20 protein-coding genes are annotated in these 18,898 nt (G+C 58.7%); 12 read left to right on the plus strand and 8 right to left on the minus strand.

Annotation, left to right across the window (positions count from 1 at the left end; genetic code table 11):
- The 5 genes from ABLV17_RS19390 to acpT are packed head-to-tail and all read left to right on the plus strand — an operon-like array spanning position 1 to position 4,186.
- Positions 1–1,170, plus strand: coding sequence for a beta-ketoacyl-[acyl-carrier-protein] synthase family protein (locus tag ABLV17_RS19390; RefSeq protein WP_308957683.1), 1,170 nt, complete (start codon positions 1–3; stop codon positions 1,168–1,170).
- Entirely contained in the window at positions 1,167–1,643 is a 477-nt protein-coding gene (locus tag ABLV17_RS19395; RefSeq protein ID WP_213794157.1) for a 3-hydroxy-fatty acyl-ACP dehydratase, read from the plus strand. The genes ABLV17_RS19390 and ABLV17_RS19395 overlap by 4 nt, the downstream gene beginning before the upstream one ends.
- Positions 1,640–2,371: a 3-ketoacyl-ACP reductase FabG2 gene (locus ABLV17_RS19400; RefSeq protein ID WP_213794158.1), complete on the plus strand. Its 732-nt coding sequence runs from the start codon at positions 1,640–1,642 to the stop codon at positions 2,369–2,371. The genes ABLV17_RS19395 and ABLV17_RS19400 overlap by 4 nt, the downstream gene beginning before the upstream one ends.
- The gene (locus ABLV17_RS19405) at positions 2,368–3,597 is read left to right on the plus strand and encodes a beta-ketoacyl-ACP synthase (RefSeq protein ID WP_308957682.1); all 1,230 of its coding nucleotides are present in this window, start codon (positions 2,368–2,370) and stop codon (positions 3,595–3,597) included. The genes ABLV17_RS19400 and ABLV17_RS19405 overlap by 4 nt, the downstream gene beginning before the upstream one ends.
- Position 3,598: 1 nt before the next feature.
- On the plus strand, positions 3,599–4,186 hold the full coding sequence (gene acpT, locus ABLV17_RS19410; RefSeq protein ID WP_308957681.1) for a 4'-phosphopantetheinyl transferase AcpT: 588 nt from the start codon (positions 3,599–3,601) through the stop codon (positions 4,184–4,186).
- Here acpT and arnF read toward each other — a convergent pair.
- The 8 genes from arnF to ABLV17_RS19450 all read right to left on the minus strand — a co-directional run bounded on the left by arnF (position 4,170) and on the right by ABLV17_RS19450 (position 12,445).
- A complete protein-coding gene (gene arnF / locus ABLV17_RS19415; protein ID WP_271032816.1) occupies positions 4,170–4,553 on the minus strand; it encodes a 4-amino-4-deoxy-L-arabinose-phosphoundecaprenol flippase subunit ArnF in 384 nt (127 codons plus the stop codon). The genes acpT and arnF overlap by 17 nt on opposite strands.
- Entirely contained in the window at positions 4,553–4,891 is a 339-nt protein-coding gene (gene arnE, locus ABLV17_RS19420; protein ID WP_045397101.1) for a 4-amino-4-deoxy-L-arabinose-phosphoundecaprenol flippase subunit ArnE, read from the minus strand. Before arnE ends, arnF begins: the two co-directional genes overlap by 1 nt.
- A complete protein-coding gene (arnT, locus tag ABLV17_RS19425; protein ID WP_213794161.1) occupies positions 4,888–6,543 on the minus strand; it encodes a lipid IV(A) 4-amino-4-deoxy-L-arabinosyltransferase in 1,656 nt (551 codons plus the stop codon). Before arnT ends, arnE begins: the two co-directional genes overlap by 4 nt.
- Positions 6,540–7,442 carry a 4-deoxy-4-formamido-L-arabinose-phosphoundecaprenol deformylase gene (gene arnD, locus ABLV17_RS19430; RefSeq protein ID WP_087859018.1) on the minus strand — a complete coding sequence of 301 codons (903 nt, stop codon included), beginning with the start codon at positions 7,440–7,442 and terminating at the stop codon, positions 6,540–6,542. The genes arnT and arnD overlap by 4 nt, the downstream gene beginning before the upstream one ends.
- On the minus strand, positions 7,439–9,424 hold the full coding sequence (gene arnA, locus ABLV17_RS19435; protein ID WP_063447380.1) for a bifunctional UDP-4-amino-4-deoxy-L-arabinose formyltransferase/UDP-glucuronic acid oxidase ArnA: 1,986 nt from the start codon (positions 9,422–9,424) through the stop codon (positions 7,439–7,441). Before arnA ends, arnD begins: the two co-directional genes overlap by 4 nt.
- A complete protein-coding gene (gene arnC / locus ABLV17_RS19440; protein WP_113373983.1) occupies positions 9,421–10,404 on the minus strand; it encodes an undecaprenyl-phosphate 4-deoxy-4-formamido-L-arabinose transferase in 984 nt (327 codons plus the stop codon). Before arnC ends, arnA begins: the two co-directional genes overlap by 4 nt.
- A gap of 1 nt (position 10,405) precedes the next feature.
- A complete protein-coding gene (gene arnB, locus ABLV17_RS19445; RefSeq protein WP_045397116.1) occupies positions 10,406–11,545 on the minus strand; it encodes a UDP-4-amino-4-deoxy-L-arabinose aminotransferase in 1,140 nt (379 codons plus the stop codon).
- Between the two features lie 393 nt (positions 11,546–11,938).
- A complete protein-coding gene (locus ABLV17_RS19450; protein WP_162750190.1) occupies positions 11,939–12,445 on the minus strand; it encodes a phenolic acid decarboxylase in 507 nt (168 codons plus the stop codon).
- Between the two features lie 97 nt (positions 12,446–12,542).
- Between ABLV17_RS19450 and ABLV17_RS19455 the strand changes: the two genes are divergently transcribed.
- The 7 genes from ABLV17_RS19455 to nikR all read left to right on the plus strand — a co-directional run bounded on the left by ABLV17_RS19455 (position 12,543) and on the right by nikR (position 18,816).
- Positions 12,543–13,403: a LysR family transcriptional regulator gene (locus ABLV17_RS19455; RefSeq protein ID WP_047047856.1), complete on the plus strand. Its 861-nt coding sequence runs from the start codon at positions 12,543–12,545 to the stop codon at positions 13,401–13,403.
- Between the two features lie 117 nt (positions 13,404–13,520).
- Positions 13,521–15,089, plus strand: coding sequence for a nickel ABC transporter substrate-binding protein (gene nikA / locus ABLV17_RS19460; RefSeq protein ID WP_213794162.1), 1,569 nt, complete (start codon positions 13,521–13,523; stop codon positions 15,087–15,089).
- Positions 15,089–16,033 carry a nickel ABC transporter permease subunit NikB gene (gene nikB, locus ABLV17_RS19465; protein WP_213794232.1) on the plus strand — a complete coding sequence of 315 codons (945 nt, stop codon included), beginning with the start codon at positions 15,089–15,091 and terminating at the stop codon, positions 16,031–16,033. The genes nikA and nikB overlap by 1 nt, the downstream gene beginning before the upstream one ends.
- On the plus strand, positions 16,030–16,863 hold the full coding sequence (gene nikC, locus ABLV17_RS19470; protein ID WP_113373986.1) for a nickel ABC transporter permease subunit NikC: 834 nt from the start codon (positions 16,030–16,032) through the stop codon (positions 16,861–16,863). Before nikB ends, nikC begins: the two co-directional genes overlap by 4 nt.
- Positions 16,863–17,627 carry a nickel import ATP-binding protein NikD gene (locus ABLV17_RS19475; protein ID WP_213794163.1) on the plus strand — a complete coding sequence of 255 codons (765 nt, stop codon included), beginning with the start codon at positions 16,863–16,865 and terminating at the stop codon, positions 17,625–17,627. Before nikC ends, ABLV17_RS19475 begins: the two co-directional genes overlap by 1 nt.
- Positions 17,624–18,415: a nickel import ATP-binding protein NikE gene (gene nikE, locus ABLV17_RS19480; RefSeq protein WP_213794164.1), complete on the plus strand. Its 792-nt coding sequence runs from the start codon at positions 17,624–17,626 to the stop codon at positions 18,413–18,415. Before ABLV17_RS19475 ends, nikE begins: the two co-directional genes overlap by 4 nt.
- On the plus strand, positions 18,403–18,816 hold the full coding sequence (nikR, locus tag ABLV17_RS19485) for a nickel-responsive transcriptional regulator NikR (protein WP_271032814.1): 414 nt from the start codon (positions 18,403–18,405) through the stop codon (positions 18,814–18,816). Before nikE ends, nikR begins: the two co-directional genes overlap by 13 nt.
- Positions 18,817–18,898: the final 82 nt, after the last annotated feature.

The following is an 18,898-nucleotide window of genomic DNA, read 5'->3' on the forward strand; positions in this document are numbered from 1 at the left end:
ATGATCTACATTTCTGCCGTCGGCATGATTAACGCGTTGGGGCGCGATAATCATGAAATCGCCGCCAATCTGGTTCGCGGTATCGCGCCAGGCATGCGCCCGCGCGAGGGGTGGCTACAGGGACATCCACAGGCGGTTTTCGCAGGCGTGGACGGCGAATTACCCGCCATTCCCGATACCTTTAGCGCCCATCGTTCGCGTAATAATCAGTTGCTGCTGGCGGCGCTGGCGCAAATTCAGCCGCAGGTGGATGACGCCATCGCCCAGTACGGGCGGGAGCGCGTTGCCGTGGTACTTGGCACCAGCACCTCGGGGCTGGATGAGGGCGACGCGCACGTCACTTTGACCCTTAGCGGCGCGGAAAGCGCGGCCTGGCAATATCCGCAGCAGGAGCTGGGAGACCCATCGCGTTTTCTCAGCCACTGGCTGGCGCTGGATGGCCCGGCATTTACGCTGTCAACCGCCTGCTCCTCCAGCGCCAGAGCGATTATCAGCGGGCGCCGACTGATTGAAGCCGGGCTGGCGGATGCGGCGATTGTCGGCGGCGCGGATACCCTCAGCCGTATGCCGATCAACGGTTTTCACAGTCTGGAGTCGCTCTCCACGACCCAGTGCCAGCCGTTTGGCCGCGATCGCTGCGGCATCACCATCGGCGAAGGGGCGGCGCTGATGCTGCTGACCCGCGAACCGCAGCCTGTCGCGCTGCTGGGTATCGGCGAGTCCAGCGACGCCTGGCATATTTCCGCCCCGCATCCTGAAGGAGAAGGGGCGATCCGCGCCATTCAGCAGGCGCTGGAGGATGCGGGGATCGCCCCTGAACAGGTGGGCTATATCAACCTGCACGGCACCGCCACGACGCTTAACGATCGGATAGAGTCTCACGTCGTCAACGCGCTATTTGGCGAGCAGGTTCCATGCAGCTCCACCAAACATCTGACCGGGCATACGCTGGGCGCGGCGGGGATCACCGAAGCCGCCATCGGCATGCTGATCCTGCAACGCAATCTGCCGCTGCCGGCGCAGGATTTCAGCCAGTCGCCGCGCGACGCCACCCTTCCGCCGTGCGGGATTATCGAACGCCCCCTGCCGCTGTCGCGGCCGATTATCCTGTCGAACTCGTTTGCCTTTGGCGGCAATAACGCCAGCATTCTGCTCGGGAGCATTCAATGAGTCACTATTTATCGCCCGGCGCTTATTTACCGCACGAGTCGCCAATGCTGCTGCTGGAAGAGGTCATCAATGTCACCGACGAAACCGCTACCTGCGGGGTCACTGTCTCTCCCCATGGCGTCCTGGCGCCGTTTCTCGATGCAAAGGGCAATCTCCCCGGCTGGTTCGCCCTGGAACTCATGGCGCAAACCGTTGGCGTCTGGTCCGGATGGCACCGCCAACAGCGGGGGCAAACGTCCATCGCACTAGGTATGGTGCTTGGCGCACGCGAGTTAGTCTGCGCGACAGGATGCCTACCGGGCGGCAAGGCGCTGTCCGTTACCGTGAAGCTGTTAATGCAGGACGAGCGTTTCGGCAGCTTCGAATGCGCCATTACGGCAGGCAATGAAGAACTGGCAAGCGGACGGGTCAATACCTTCCAGCCGACGCCAACAGAACTTAACACCCTATTTCAACAAGGAGCGTCAGAATGAGTCGTTCAGTTTTGGTCACCGGTGCCAGTAAAGGCATCGGTCGCGCTATCGCCTGTCAGCTGGCGGCGGATGGCTTTGTCGTAGGCATCCACTATCATCGCGATGCGTCGGGCGCACAGCAAACGCTGGAGACGATTACCTCGGCTGGCGGCTCGGGTCGTCTACTGAGTTTTGATGTCGCCAACCGCGCGCAGTGTCGCGAAGTGCTTGAGCAGGATATGGCCGAACACGGCGCATGGTACGGCATTATCAGCAACGCCGGCATCGCCCGCGACGGCGCCTTCCCGGCGCTCGGCGAGGATGACTGGGACGCGGTGATCCACACTAACCTCGACAGTTTCTACAACGTTATTCATCCGTGCATCATGCCGATGATTAGCGCGCGTCAGGGCGGGCGTATCATCACGCTATCTTCCGTTTCCGGCGTCATGGGCAACCGCGGCCAGGTCAACTATAGCGCCGCTAAGGCGGGGATCATCGGCGCCACCAAAGCGCTGGCCATTGAACTGGCGAAACGCAAAATCACCGTGAACTGCATCGCCCCGGGGCTTATCGACACCGGGATGATCGAAATGGAAGAGGCTGCGCTAAAAGAGGCGATGTCGATGATCCCGATGAAACGCATGGGACAGGCGGACGAGGTCGCGGGGCTTGCTAGTTATTTAATGTCGGATGTAGCGGGATATGTTACCCGGCAGGTCATTTCAATCAATGGAGGGATGTTATGACACGTCGTGTGGTCATTACCGGGATGGGCGGCGTCACCGCCTTTGGCGACAACTGGCAGGATGTTTCGGCGGGGCTGCAGAGATATAAAAACGCCGTACGCGCCATGCCGGAGTGGCGCATTTACGACGGATTGCATACGCTACTGGGCGCGCCGATCGATGATTTCACCCTTCCGGCCCACTATACCCGTAAGCGTATTCGCGCGATGGGCCGCGTGTCGCTACTTTCTACCCGCGCCACTGAACTGGCGCTCGAGCAGGCCGGGCTTATCGACGATGCCGTGCTGAGCAACGGCGAGACCGGCATCGCTTACGGCTCGTCAACCGGCAGTACCGGCCCGGTGAGCGAGTTCGCTACCATGTTGACGGAAAAGCACACCAACAATATTACCGGCACCACCTACGTGCAGATGATGCCCCATACTACCGCGGTTAATACCGGGCTGTTTTTCGGTCTGCGCGGCCGCGTTATTCCGACGTCAAGCGCCTGTACTTCCGGTAGCCAGGCGATCGGTTACGCCTGGGAAGCCATTCGCCACGGTTATCAAACGGTGATGGTCGCCGGCGGCGCAGAAGAGCTATGCCCGTCGGAAGCCGCGGTATTCGACACCCTGTTCGCCACCAGCCAGCGTAATGAACAGCCCGACCTCACCCCCGCCCCGTTCGATGAACAGCGCGATGGGCTGGTGATAGGCGAAGGCGCCGGTACTCTCATACTGGAAGAGCTGGAGCACGCCAAAGCGCGCGGCGCGACTATTTACGGCGAAATCATCGGCTTCGCCACCAACTGCGATGCCGCGCATATCACCCAACCGCAGCGCGAAACCATGCAGATCTGCATGGAACAATCGTTAAAAATGGCGGGCTTAAGCGCCCGGGATATTGGCTACATTTCGGCCCACGGCACCGCGACCGACCGCGGCGATATCGCCGAAAGCCAGGCGACGGCGGCGATTTATGGCGATAGCGTGCCGATCTCCTCGCTGAAAAGCTATTTCGGCCATACCCTTGGCGCCTGCGGGGCGCTGGAGGCGTGGATGAGTCTGCAGATGATGCGCGAGGGCTGGTTCGCGCCTACGCTGAATCTGCATAATCCGGATGCTAACTGCGGCAATCTTGACTACATCATGGGCGAGTCGCGCAAGATTGATTGTGAATTCCTGCAGAGCAACAACTTCGCCTTCGGCGGCATTAACACCTCAATCATTATTCAGCGCTGGCCGTAAGATGTATCAGCTTATCCTCGGCCACATCTCAACCCTTAGCGCCCTGCCGCTGCCGCCTGTGCTGATGGCGCAGGCGCCGGACGGCCCGCGGCGGGCCAGCTGGCTTGCCGGGCGCGCGCTGCTGGCGCATGCGACTACCCCGCTAATGGATATTCAGTATGGCGAACAGGGTAAACCGGCATTCCCGCCCGGTAGCGGGCGGTGGTTTAACCTTAGCCACAGCGGCGACCATATTGCCCTACTGCTGAGCGATGAAGGCGAGGTTGGCTGCGATATCGAAGTGATTCGCCCGCGCAACGGCTGGCAGCGGCTGGCTAACGCCCTGTTCAGCGAGGGCGAGCACCAAGAACTGGAGCGTGAACCGCCGAAGCGACAGTTAGCCACCTTCTGGCGTATCTGGACGCGCAAAGAAGCGCTGGTGAAACAACGCGGCGGCAGCGCCTGGCAGATGGCCTCTGTGGACAGCGCCTTTCACGGCGCGCTGTCATTGAGCCAGATTCAATATGAAGGGTTAAGTATTGCGGTCTGTACGCCAACGCCGTTTAAGCTGACGGCGGCGCACATTCAATGTTTTAACGGTGCCGCTTGACCGGCCAGAAGATGGTCAGCACGCCGGCGATAATAATCAGCACGCCCAGCAGCGATTGCCAGTAAAACGGTTCATGCCAGCCGGGCAGCCAGATGGCGGCGGCCCACACCAGAATATAGCTCAGGCTTAGCAGCGCGTAAGCTTTGGCCAACGGTAAGCGGTGTAGCGCGAAATACCAGCAGACCATCGACAGCAGATAGCCGACCAGGCCGAAACCCAGGCTGAAGGTACCAGTACGAAAATGCAGCAGATGATTGAGGAAGGTCAGGATATCGGTCAATGGCGGCAGCTCGACCATCGCGCTGCGCAACAGCAGCTGTGCGCCGCTGACCAGGCCAACGCTCAATAACGCCCAGATTAAGCCCATCAGACGCTACTCCCCAGAACGGCGATGCCGACGACGATCAGCCCAACGCCAAGCCAGTGGCGGCGCGCCACCGGCTCGCGCCAGATGCCCCATGCCGCCAGCGTCACCCAGACAAAATTGAGGCTCAGCATCGGATAAGCGATACCGACCGGAATTGCCTGCAGTACCCCCAGCCACAGCAGCATACCGCCGCCGAGCGCCAGCAGGGCTAATCCCAACCAGACCAGGATATGCCGCCCGCGCCGTCCGCTACGGGACGGCCGGGTTGCCTGCTTCTGGCACAGCTGACCGGCGCAGCTAAGCAGGCTGGCGAGTACCAGACAGAACCAGACACTCATTGCGGCAGATACTGAATAAACACCACGCGCCCCAGCTCGTAGGAGTTATCAGGTTTCGGTAACGCCAGTTCGTTCATCGTTTCACCTTTATCCATCAGCAGCACCAGTGAGATCGGTCCCTGCTGGCGGTGCGCCGCCAGCCAATCAGCAAATTCGTGAGTCGCCAGGAATTTGCTCTGCGCATCCGGCCAGCCGAGGCCATATTTTAGCTCCCCCTGCTTGTCATACAGGATGATGTCGTCACGCTTGAGCTCCCACGCCAGCCCCGCGCCGATACCGACGCTGTTGGTCAGTACATAGCGGCTTGGCGCCAGCGATTCACTCACGATATCCACCAGGAACTGCGGCTGTTTGCTGTCAATAACCCGGTCCGGAATAGCGAAGCCCACCAGCAGTGCCAGCCCCAGCGGGCAGATGGCGGCCAGCGTCCAGCGACGACCGTTGTCCTTGATTGCCAACCAGCCCATTAGCGCCCATACGGCAAAGGCGATCGCCGCCAGCAGACATTTATACAACTCGATCTTCGTCCACACCGGTTTATGCATGACGCCCCACGGTGAGACCACCAGCACCGCGACCAGGCCGATCAGACCAAAACCGAGGTTGATCATGCCGTTAATGCGCAACGCTTTCGCCCCCGCCTTCGCGGCATCCAGCGCGTAGCGGGCCATCAGAATCGACAGCGGCATAAAGCACGGCAGAATGTAGGTCGGCAGTTTTCCTTTGGCGATGCTGAAGAACAGGAACGGCATCGCCACCCAGCCTAACAGATACAGTGCGCCGCGGGCATCATCGCGTTCGACCCAGCCGCGCTTGAGCGCGCCTGGCAGCAGCGCCAGCCACGGCAGGCTTCCGGCTATCAGGAACGGAATGTAGTACCAGAACGGCGCTTTATGCTGGGCGTCTTTCTCGGCGAAACGCTGAATATGTTCGACCCAGAAGAAATAGCGCCAGAAATCCGGTTCGCGATTAGCGATAGCCAATCCCCACGGCAGCACCACCAACGTACAGACCACCACCGCTAGCCAACCGTAGGTTAGCACCTCGCGCCAGCGCTTACGCGCAATCACCCACGGCAGCACGCCAACTACCGGTACCGCCAGCGCCAGGAAGCCCTTGGTCATCACCCCCATCCCGCAGGCGAAGCCCAGTACGATATAACCCAACAACTTCCCGCCGCGGCTCTGCGCCTGGGAGGCACCCCAGAAGCTGCACATCGCCAGCGCCATCCACATGGTGATCATCGGATCCAGCACCGCATAGGTGCCAATCGCGTAGACCAGCATCGCGGTGAGGAAGATAACCGGCGACAGGATCGCCACGCGTTTATCGCGGAAAATACGCCACGCCAGCCACGCCACCAGCAACGCGCTGACGGTAATGGCGAAAACCGCACCGAAACGCACGCCGAAGTTATTATGGCCGAATAACCACTGGCCGATACTGTTAATCCAGTAACCGGCAATTGGCTTTTCAAAGTAACGCAAACCCAGCAGATGCGGCACAACCCAGTCGCCGGAAGCCAGCATTTCACGGCTGATCTCGGCATAACGGGTTTCATCAGGCTGCCACAGCAAACGGAAATTCAGCGGCAATAAGTAATACAGCGCAAAGAGCACAACCAGAGAGACGCCATAACGAATGCTTTTCATACACCCGAGCCCAGTAATTGTTCACGTCCAAGCCAACCTTCCCGGCCAGCCAGTTCACCACGGACCACTTTGCCTGACGGCAGCTCGCTAAAGTCAGCGGGCAACAGCTGGCTCAGTGGGCAAAATTGTATTTCTTCTTCCTCCGCCATGGTCAGCAGCGCATCGAACTGGTCAGCGTAGGCAATGCCTTCCACTTCGGCGTGGATGGTATAGACCGGCGTTCCCTTGTCGCGATGGATGCAGTCCAGCAGATAGCGGTTAAAGCCGGCGATATCGACGGCGCTACCGACCACTTCATCCCAGGTGGGAAGCGTCACCGGGATTTGTACGGTGCCGGAGGCCCCGCCGCCAAGCTGCGGCAGGAATGGCCGCGTGCCGCGACAATCGCTGTTGTAGAGGAAATCGAAGGATTCTTTCGCTTTTACCACCCGCTGGTCGGCGCGCCAGCCGGCGACGGCTGAGCAGGTCACCGGGCGACCGATAATGCGTTCCAGTTCGAGCAGACCGCGTTCCACTTCCAGCGTCAGACGTTCCTGCGGCCACACGCCGCTCCATGCCTGCCAGCTGTAGTGGTCCCAGGCATGCAGGCCCACTTCATGGATCTGCGCGGCGGCGCGAATAACCTCTTCGTTACCCGCGCCAATCCTGCGCCCCGGCCACGCGGTACCGGCCAGCAGAATATCCCAGCCGTACAGCGACGCCGCGTTAGAGCGCAGCATTTTCCACAGAAACTTCGGTTTTACCAGGCGCCATAAATGGCGCCCCATATTGTCCGGCCCGACGCTGAAAAAGAAGCTTGCCTGAATCCCGTGCTTGCCCAGCAGGGCCAGCAGCCGCGGTACGCCATCACGCGTCCCGCGAAAGGTATCGACATCTATGCGTAAGCCGACTTGTTTCATGAGTTTTTATCGTCCGTGAGCTCAACGGTGCGTAGGAAGAAGTCCAGAGTGTGCTCAACGGTCTCCTCCATCTCGACGGTCGGTTCCCAGTTCAGGCAACGTTTTGCGTTACGAATGCTCGGCTTACGATGCTCAACGTCCTGGTAGCCTTTACCGTAGTAATCGCTGCTTTCCACTTCACGGAAACCGGCGAACGGCGGGAAGCGATCGCGCAGCGGGTGGCGCTCGAAGCAGGCAAGCAGCATTTCCGCCAGCTCTTTGATGCTCGCTTCGTTTTCCGGGTTACCGATGTTGATTATCTGTCCATCGCAGCGACCGTCTTTGTTCTCAATGATGCGGAACAGCGCTTCGATACCGTCGCTGATATCGGTGAAGCAGCGCTTCTGCTTACCGCCTTCGATAAGCTTAATCGGCGAACCTTCCACCAGATTGAGGATCAGCTGAGTGATGGCGCGGGAGCTACCGATACGCGCGGCATTAAGGTTATCCAGACGCGGTCCCATCCAGTTGAACGGACGGAACAAGGTGAATTTGAGGCCGTTCTTATCGCCATAGGCCCAGATCACGCGGTCCAGCAGCTGTTTAGAAACCGAGTAGATCCAACGCTGTTTGTTGATCGGCCCGACCACCAGGTTGGAGGTATCTTCGTCGAAGTTTTTGTCGGTGCACATGCCGTACACTTCCGAGGTCGACGGGAAAATGATGCGCTTATTGTATTTCACGCAGTCGCGGATAATCTTCAGGTTCTCTTCGAAATCCAGCTCGAACACGCGCAGCGGGTTACGGGTGTATTCGATAGGCGTAGCGATCGCGACCAGCGGCAGTACCACATCGCACTTCTTAATGTGGTATTCGATCCACTCGGAGTGAATGCTGATATCGCCTTCCACGAAGTGGAAACGCGGGTTATCGAGGAAACGGCTGATGGCGTCAGAGCCGATATCCAGGCCGTAAATCTCATAGTTGTCGTCCTGCAACAGACGTTCGGTCAGATGGTTACCGATAAAGCCGTTGACGCCGAGGATCAGCACGCGGGTACGGCGCTTAATCGCCACCACCGGTTTGCTGCTCAGTACCGCGCTGGTCACCAGCCCCAGCGCCTGCGCCAGTTGGGTTCCCTGCATATAAACGCCGCGTTCGGTCTGGCCGGTGACGATTTCCAGCGCCCCCTGCTGACAGGCCACTACCAGCGGCGCGACAGAGATCACGGTGCCGGGCTTGGCTGCTGGCAGGTCGGCGCGCACGCGGGATTTCCAGACGATAAATTTATTCGCGCCGGCATAGGCGAAGGCGCCCGGCCACGGATCGGACACCGCGCGCACCAGATTATGCAGAGTCTGCGCCGGTTTGTCCCAATCGAGACGCCCGTCTTCCGGAGTACGACGACCCACGTAGGTCGCCTGGCTGTGGTCCTGCGCGCGTTCCTGAGTCTTACCCTCACGAATAGCCGGCAGCGCCTGGCCCAGCAGATCGGAGGCGGCGGCGCACAGTTTACGGTGCAGCGCCAGCGCCGCTTCATCCGGGCCGATAGCCACAGCTTGTTGAGCGACGATATCGCCCGCGTCGGCGCGGTTAACCATTCGGTGCAGGGTCACGCCGGTTTCACTTTCGCCGTTGACCAGCACCCAGTTCAGCGGCGCGCGACCGCGGTATTTCGGCAGCAGAGAACCATGCAGGTTGAAAGCCCCCTTCGGCGCGATATTCAGGATCTCATCGCACAGCAGGTTGCGGTAGTAGAACGAGAACAGCACATCCGGCTTCATCTCGCGAATACGTTCAATCCACAGCGGATGGTTGACATCTTCCGGCGCCCATACCGGGATACCTTGCTCGGCGGCAATACGGGCAACGGAACCAAAGAAATGGTTTTCGCCAGGGTTATCCGGATGGGTAAAAATAGCGGCGATTTCATAACCGGCATCCAGCAGTGACTGAATACCTGCGCAACCCATATCGTGATAAGCGAAGACTACTGCTTTCATGAACGATCTTCCTCTTGAGACGCCGTTTCCGGCTGACGAACAACACGTTGAATAAAGTAACGGGGACGGGCGCGAACATCGTTATAGATGCGGCCGATATACTCCCCGAGCAGGCCCATACCGACAAACTGAGCGCCGATGAACATGAACAGCACGGCGAAGAGCATGAACACCCCGTCAGCCGCCCACTGCGGACCGAAAGCCAGACGCAGCACCACCAACAGCAGGCCGAAGGCGAAGCCCAACAGGGCTATCACGCTGCCAAATATGCTCAGTAAACGCAGCGGGGTGGTGGTCAGACAGGTCACCAGGTCATACATCAGGTTAATCAGACGCATGAAGCTGTATTTGGAGTCGCCGAATTCGCGCTCGGCGTGCATCACCGGGATCTCGACCGCCCGGCGGGCGAAAGTATTCGCCAGAATCGGGATAAAGGTGCTGCGCTCATGGCAGTTGAGCATGGCGTCAATGATATGGCGGCGATAGGCGCGCAACATGCAGCCGTAATCACCCATGGCTTTACCGGTGGTTCGCTGAATCAGGCGGTTAATCATCTTCGAGGCAGATTTACGGAAGATGCTGTCCTGACGGTTCTGACGTACGGTACCGACCACGTCGTAGCCTTCATCGGCTTTTTCCACCAGCCGCGGGATCTCTTCCGGCGGGTTTTGCAGGTCGGCATCAAGGGTGATGATCAGATCGCCGGTGACATGGCTGAAACCGGCCATAATCGCCGAGTGCTGGCCGTAGTTACGGTTCAACAGCACCGCCACCACGTGGCTGCCTTCGGCTTCGGCGGCCTCGGTCAGCATGCGCGCGGAATCGTCGCTGCTGCCGTCGTCGATCAGCAGAATTTCATATTGGCGCCCTAGCGTCGCACAGGCGGCGTCGGTACGACGCAGCAGCTCCGGCAGACTATCCTGTTCGTTATAAACCGGGATAACCACCGAGACTTTTTTTACGGGAGGATAAGTAAGCATATCAACGTCCTGACAACTGATGCAGCGCGGTAATGACGCGGGTGACATCGTCGTCGGTCATATCCGGGAACAGCGGGATGGAACAAATGCGCGCGCTGTTCCATTCGGTATTCGGTAACGAAACTTCAGGAAAACGCTCGCGGTAATACTTTTGCGTATGGGCCGCGCGGAAGTGCAGACCGGTGCCTATGCCCATGGCTTTGAGTTTTTCCATCAGGGCATCGCGGCTGATGCCGCAGGCCGCTTCATCAACGCGGATAATAAACAGGTGCCAGGCGTGCTGGTGATCCCATGCCGGAACGGTCAGCGGCTTAAACGGGGTATCCGCCAGCTCGCGCAGGTAGCGCTGGGCGATTGCAGCGCGACGTTGATTCGCCTGCGCAAGCTTATCCAACTGCACCAGCGCCAACGCGGCGTTGATATCGGCCAGATTGTATTTGAAGCCGGGTGTAATCACTTCCGCCTGCGGCGCGCGGCCGTGGGTCTGGCGGTCGTAGGCGTCAACGCCCAGGCCGTGGAATTTGAGGCTGCGGATGCGGGAAGCCAGCTCGTCATCATCGGTGACGATAAGCCCCCCTTCGGCACAGGTCATATTTTTGATCGCGTGGAACGAAAAAATCGCGGTGCCGCGCCAGCCGACATGGCGGCCCTTATAGTGCGTTCCCGCGGCATGCGCAGCATCTTCGATAACCGGAATACCGTGGCGCTCGCCAACGGCGCGGATCGCATCGATATCCGCAGGCGCGCCCGCGTAGTGGACGGGAATAATCGCTTTCGTCCGCGAGGTGATCGCCGCTTCCACCGCCTCAGGGGTAATCATCAGATTGTCGTGATCGACATCAATCATCACCGGCGTAGCGCCCAGCAGACAGATCATATTCAACGTCGACACCCAGGTTTGCGAAGGGGTGATCACTTCGTCGCCAGGGCCAATGCCCATCGCCATTAGCGTGACGTGCATACCGCCGGTGGCGGAGCTGACGGCGATGGCGTGGCGGTTGCCGGTCAGTTGGCAAAATGCTTCTTCCAGCGCCTGGTTTTTAGGACCGGTAGTAATCCATCCTGATTGCAAAACTTCACGCAGCGCAGCCAGCTCTGCGTCGCCCATCGACGGGCGCGAAAACGGCAGAAATTCGCTCATCTTTTTCCTGTTCTATTAATAACCCACTAAAAAAGGGGGTCGGTAGAAAGAAATATCCTGCGCCAGCGGACTTAAACAAAATGAAAATGAAGTCGGTTCACCGCCACATTTCATTCCAGGGTATTTCGACGGTTATAAATCTAGTCGCTGTTGCTTAGGATAATATTAAGAAATTAATATTTTTCGCGAGAATAGTAATATCTCATTGAGAATCAGATGGATAGTATTTTCTTATGGCAGGAATTAGTAGTAAAAAGCCCCAGTTTCATAGAGAAAACTGGGGCTTAACGGGTAAAAGTAAACGAATCGTCAACCAGCCCGCAATAAATATTTATTTACGTTTTAATCTATCGGTAAAAATTAGCGTTAGATCACAGAATTATTTCTGCTGTATTACAAATTTGCAGGAAAATCAGCAGGTAATTCATTAGCAGGGCAATTAATAACTTCGTTATTATCCGCGCCGCAATCGCGAACAAAGGTAATAGTCGCGAATTCATCAATCACTTCGGTCGGGTAGGCCGGGCCGGCGTCACGATAGGCGTTCATTAACGGAATATGATCGTTCTGGAAGCAGACGGTTTTTTCCGGGTTATTCATGATCCAGCGGGGGAAGAAAATGGTGCCGTGGAACAGTTTGTCGCCCAGGTTGACGATCAGGCTGACGTCGGTACCGGTTGGTTCGGTCCAGGAAATTTTATAAATGCTTTCGCCTACCCGCACGATGTACGCATGCTGGTCTTTCACCCACCGGTTGGCAACGATGCCGCTGTGAATACGATAATCCAGGGTGGTGCCATTTTTAACGTAAATTTCGTAGTTCCAGCCGTTGTCGTAGGTATAAACCAGATGTTTACCGATAAAGCCGCTGAGGTCATGTTTATCGAAAGTGCTCATTATTTATTCTCCTCTGTTTCGTTGAGGTAAGAATACGGCTTTAAAAATTGAATGAATAACGCTATGTTTGGATGAAAATAATCTAATTTTTAGATGAATTATGCACAAGACCACGCTGGAACAATGGGCGCTATTGGAAAAGGTGATTGAGCTGGGCAGCTTTGCCAAAGCCGCGGAAGAGACCAACCGCAGCCAGTCTTCGGTGAGCTATAACCTGGCGCTGCTGCAGGAACGTTTAGGAGTGGCGCTGCTGGCGCCGTCCGGGCGGCGGGCGGTGCTGACGCCCGCTGGCGAACTGTTGCTCAATCAGGTGAAACCGCTACTGAAGGCCTTTTCGTGGGTTGAGACCCACGCCGCGACGCTGCGCAACGGCGCGCGCACCCGGCTGGATCTGGTCGTCGACAGCATTTTTCCCCGCCAGCGGCTGTTCGCCATTCTGCGTCAGTTTCAGCAACGCTACCCGCAAACTCAGGTTCGGCTGACCGAAGTGCTGGAAAACGTCGATGAGGCAAGCGCCGCCCGCAGCGAGGCCGACGTGATGGTCTTAACCCGTCGCCAGGATATTACCGGGCGCGGTGAATGGCTGATGAATATCGACTTTATCGCGGTCGCCCATCGCGACCATCCGCTATCGCAATCGGATGAATTGCTGGACGACAACGCGCTGGCTCCCTGGCCGCTGATCCGCATTGCCGACCGTAGCGGCGATGCCTCATCCACGCGCGATGCCTGGACCTTTTCTACTATTGATGCCGCTATAGATGCGGTGCTGTATCAGGTGGGATTCGGCTGGTTACCTGAGGAGCGAATCCGCGCACACCTGGAACAGGGCGTGCTGAAAGCGCTGCCGCTGAGCCATGGCGCCCGCCGCGCCACGCCGCTGCATTTGATAGTGAAGCGGGACCTGGCTCCGCTCGATGAACAGGTCACCACCCTGCTGGATTTGTTCAGACAATCGTAATCATATGCTACATATGATTTTGTTATGGTTTTCTCCCAACATATTGATCCAGGTTACTCCTTAAGTATGACAAATTATTAAAATCGTCATACTTTTCGTTCCTTCTGGATGTAAACCTTGTCTATTTTCCGCACCACCTTGCTGGCGCTCTGCGCCTGCATTCCTCTGCTCGCGCCCGCCGCCATGCATGAAATCGCCATCGCCTGGCCGGTTAACGTCGGTCCTCTTAATCCACATTTGTATACGCCGAACCAAATGTTCGCCCAAAGTATGGTGTATGAGCCGCTAGTCAAATATCAGGCTAATGGCCGGGTTACCCCCTGGCTGGCTACCCGCTGGATCCACTCAGCCGATGGTAAAATCTGGCGTTTCACCCTGCGGGATGATGTCTACTTCTCCAACGGCGAACCTTTTAACGCCCAGGCCGCGGTGGCCAATTTTCAGGCGGTGCTGGCCAACCGCCAGCGGCACGCCTGGCTGGAGTTGACCAATCAAATAACGGACGTTCAAGCGCTCAGCGATAACGAACTACAAATCACCCTGAAAAGCGCCTACTACCCGTTCCTACAGGAACTCGCCCTTCCCCGCCCGTTTCGTTTTATCGCCCCCTCGCAGTTTGTTGACGGTAGTACGCAGCGAGGCATCAAGGCGCCCATCGGCACCGGTCCGTGGATGCTGGCCAGCTCGCAGCTTAATCAGCAGGATGTACTGGTACGCAACCCGCGCTACTGGGGCAAAAAACCGGCGCTTGAGAAAGTCACCGTGAAAGTGATCCCCGATGCCACCAGCCGGGCGGTCGCCTTTGAAACCGGTGAAGTTGATCTGCTATACGGCGATGAAGGGCTACTGCCGCTGGATACGTTCGCCCGTTTTCGCCAGCAGGACGAGTACCGCACGCGTCTTTCCGCCCCGTCGCAAACCGTGATGCTGGCGCTCAATACGCTGCAAGCGCCAACGAATGAACTGGCGGTACGCGAGGCGCTTAACTATGCCGTCAATAAACAGGCGCTCATTGACGGCGTGCTGTACGGCACTCAGCAGGTCGCCGACGCGCTTTTCGCACCGTCGGTACCTTACGCGCCGGATGATCTGCCGCCGCGCCGCTTCAATCCAGATAAAGCCCGAACGCTACTGGAAAGCGCTGGCTGGAAACGAATATCCGGCAAGGATATTCGTGAAAAAGACGGGCGCCCGTTGCGACTTGAACTGGCTTTTATCGGCACCGATGCGCTGGCTAAGTCGATGGCGGAAATTATCCAGGCCGACCTGCGCCAGGTAGGTATCGATGTCGGGCTGGTCGGCGAAGAGGAGAGCAGTATCTATGCCCGCCAGCACGATGGCCGCTTCACGATGATCTTCAACCATACCTGGGGCGCGCCCTTCGACCCGCACGCGTTTATGAGCTCAATGCGCGTCGCTTCGCACGCCGACTATCAGGCGCAGCGCGGCCTGCCGGATAAAGCAGTGATTGATCAAGAGATAGGAGAGGTACTGACTACCACCGACGAAGGCCGCCGTCGCGAACTGTATCGCGATATCCTCACCCGTCTGCACAACGAAGCGGTCTATCTGCCGATAAGCTACGTCTCGCTGATGTCCGTCGCCCGCAAAACGCTGGGCGAAGTGCCCTTCGCGCCGGTGACCACCGATCTGCCGTTAGAACTCATTACGCCGGTGGCACCATGATGTTGAAATATCTCCTTCGCCGCCTGCTACCGCTGCCGCTGATGCTGCTTGCCGCCTCGGCGATCATCTTCCTGTTGTTACGTCTTGGCGCCGGCGACCCGGCGCTGGACTATTTGCGCCTTTCTAACGTGCCGCCCACCAGCGAAATGATTGCCGCTACCCGCGAGCAGCTCGGGCTCAATCAGCCGCTGGCGCTGCAGTATATACACTGGCTGTGGCGCGCGCTGCATCTCGATTTTGGCGTCTCCTACGCCAGCCAGCGCCCGGTGCTGGACGACCTGCTGCATTTTTTGCCCGCGACGCTACAGCTCACCGGCGCGGCGCTGGTGATTATTCTGCTGACCTCGCTGCCGCTGGGGATCTGGGCCGCGCGCCATCGCGACCGATTACCCGATTTCGCCGTACGTTTGATTGCCTTCCTCGGCGTCTCAATGCCCAACTTCTGGCTGGCCTTTTTGCTGGTGATGCTCTTTTCCGTCCATCTGCGCTGGCTGCCGGCAATGGGCTACGGCGGCTGGCGACATCTGCTGCTGCCGGCGTTTTCCATCGCCCTGATGTCGCTGGCGATCAATGCCCGTCTGCTGCGCGCCAGCATGCTGGAAGTGTCCAGCCAGCGCCACGTGGTCTGGGCGCGTCTGCGCGGGCTGAGCGAAAGTCAGGTGGAGCGGCGACACGTGCTGCGTAACGCGACATTGCCGGTAGTGACGGCGCTGGGTATGCACATCGGCGAGCTGATTGGCGGCACGATGATCATCGAAAATATCTTCGCCTGGCCCGGCGTCGGTCGCTATGCGGTTTCCGCGATTTTCAATCGCGACTATCCGGTTATCCAGTGCTTCACCCTGATGATGGTGGCGGTGTTCGTGCTGGCCAATCTGGCGGTCGACCTGCTTAACGCCGCGCTCGATCCGCGCCTGCGTCGCCATGAGGAGGCTACCGTATGACGCTGTTCGCAACCTTCCGCTGGCCGGTAAAACTGGCGTTACTCATTATTGCGCTGCTGGCGGCAATCGCCATGAGCAGCGGCTGGTGGCTGCCCTATGACCCGGCGGCCATCGATCTCCATCAACGTCTGCTCTCTCCAGGTGACGCCCACTGGCTCGGCACCGATCATCTCGGCCGGGATATTTTCTCGCGCCTTCTCGCCGCCACCCGCGTCTCGCTGGGCGCGGTGATGGCCTGCCTGCTGCTGGTACTGCTGATAGGCCTTACGGTCGGCGGCAGCGCCGGGATGGTGGGCGGCCGCGTCGATCGCGGCCTGATGCGCCTGGCCGAACTATTTATGACCTTCCCAACCTCAATACTGTCGTTCTTTATGGTCGGCGTACTCGGTACCGGTCTTAGCAACGTGATTATCGCCATTGCGCTGTCGCACTGGGCCTGGTACGCAAGGATGGTGCGTAACCTGGTGGTCTCTCTGCGCCAGCGCGAGTTTATTCTCGCCGCGCGCCTGAGCGGCGCGGGGCATTGGCCCTTGTTCCGTGACCATCTGGCCGGCGCGGTGATCCCTTCGCTACTGGTGCTCGCCTCGCTGGATATCGGTCATATGATGCTGCACGTGGCCGGTATGTCGTTCCTCGGCCTCGGCGTCAGCGCGCCGACGGCGGAATGGGGGGTGATGATCAACGACGCCCGTCAGTATATCTGGACGCAGCCGCTGCAAATGGTCTGGCCCGGGCTGGCGCTGTTTATCAGCGTGATGGCTTTTAACCTGGTAGGCGACGCGCTGCGCGATCGTCTCGATCCTCAGCTGATCGCGGAGCATAACCACTGATGCCGCAAAAGATCCAACTGGAACAACTTTCGCTCGTCGCCGACCGTCCGCTGGTCAGCGACGTTTCCCTTACCCTGCGCCGCGGTCAGGTTCTGGCGCTGCTCGGCAGTAGCGGCAGCGGTAAATCACTGACCTGCGCCGCCACGCTCGATATTTTACCGCCTGGCGTCAGGCAAATCGCGGGCCGGGTGCTGCTCGATGGTATCCCGGTGTATGGTGAACAGCTGCGCGGCTCGATCATCGCCACCATTATGCAAAATCCGCGCAGCGCCTTTAATCCGCTACATACCATGGCGGCGCACGCGCGGGAAACCTGCCGGGCGGCGGGTTACGAAGTCAATAACGCCGCCCTGCTGGCGACGATGGAAGAAGTGGGGCTGGAAAATCCGCTCTCGCTACTTAAGCGCTACCCCTTCGAGATGAGCGGCGGCATGCTGCAGCGGATGATGGTGGCCCTGGCCCTGCTCAGCCGCGCGCCGTTTATTATCGCCGACGAGCCGACCACCGACCTTGATGCCGTTGCCCAAGCGCGCATTCTCGACCTGCTGGCGGATATCGTCGCCAACCGCGGGCAGGGGCTGCTGCTGGTGACGCATGATATGGGCGTTGTCGCCCGTCTGGCGCATGACGTGGCGGTGATGGAAAACGGCCGTCTCGTTGAACGCTGCGACGTCAACACGCTATTTAGCGCCCCACAGCACCCGCTCAGCCAGCGCCTGCTGGCCGCCCATCTGGCGCTGTATGGTCTGGAGAAAACACCATGAATTTACTCAGCGTAAACGCAGTGAGCCACGATTACCCCCATCATGGCCCGGTATTGCGCGATATCCAGTTCGACATCGCCCCCGGTGAAACGGTGGCGCTGCTCGGGCGCAGCGGCTGCGGCAAAAGTACCCTGGCGCGGATGCTGGTCGGTCTCGAAACGCCGCGGTATGGCGATGTCGCCTGGCGCGGCGCGTCGTTGACCTCCCTGAAGGGGGAAGCGACCGGCGCCTTTCGCCGCGATATTCAGCTGGTGTTTCAGGATGCCATTAGCGCGGTGAATCCGCGCAAAACGGTACGCGAGATTATCAGCGAGCCGCTGCGGCACCTGTTTAGTTTATCGCGTGAAGAGCGTACGCAGCGGGTGGAGGAGATATTGCTTGCGGTTGATCTCGCCCCGGCGCTGCTCGACAAGCGTCCGGCGCAGCTCAGCGGCGGACAGCTGCAGCGCGTGTGCCTGGCGCGGGCGCTGGTGGTCCGTCCGCAGCTATTAATTCTCGACGAAGCGGTATCGAATCTCGATCTAATGCTTCAGGCGGAAATTATCGCCCTGCTCAAACGCCTGCAGGCGCAGTTCGCCACCGCCTGCCTGTTTATCACCCACGACCTGCGGCTGGTGGAGCGTTTTTGCCAGCGGGTGCTGGTGATGGATAGCGGACGCATCGTTGAAACGGCAACGGTTAGTCTGCCGCTGCGCCTTACATCCGCTGCCGGACAGGCGCTACAGCGCGCGGTGCTCCCGCCCTTTCCCAACACTCTGCTTAACGAGGCCATGCCATGCAGCGCGTAACCCTGACTCTGGATGATGACCTGCTGACCGCGCTCGATGCGCACAGCGCCCACCGCGGCTACCACAACCGCTCGGAAGCGGTGCGCGATATTCTGCGTGACGCGCTCCACCACAATCCGCTACAGCAGGCGGCGCAGCGCGGCTATGCGGTCCTGTCGTACGTGTATGAGCATGAAAAACGCGAACTGGCGAGCCGGCTGGTCGCCTCTTCGCATCAGCATCACGATCTTTCGGTCGCCACGTTACATGTCCACATCAATCATGATGACTGTCTGGAGATCGCGGTGCTGAAAGGCAACATGGACGAAGTACAGCATTTTGCCGACGAGGTGATTGCCCAGCGCGGCGTGCGGCATGGGCATTTGCGGTGTTTAGGGGGTGATAAAAACCTTGAAAATTAAGCTGCTAAATCCATAAAAAATTGAGAATGATTTATGTGGTTTATCAACAGTTGATAAACCACATAAACTATACGCTTTGTTA

It is taken from the genome of Klebsiella sp. CN_Kp091 (assembly GCF_040065095.1).
Lineage (GTDB): Bacteria > Pseudomonadota > Gammaproteobacteria > Enterobacterales > Enterobacteriaceae > Klebsiella > Klebsiella aerogenes.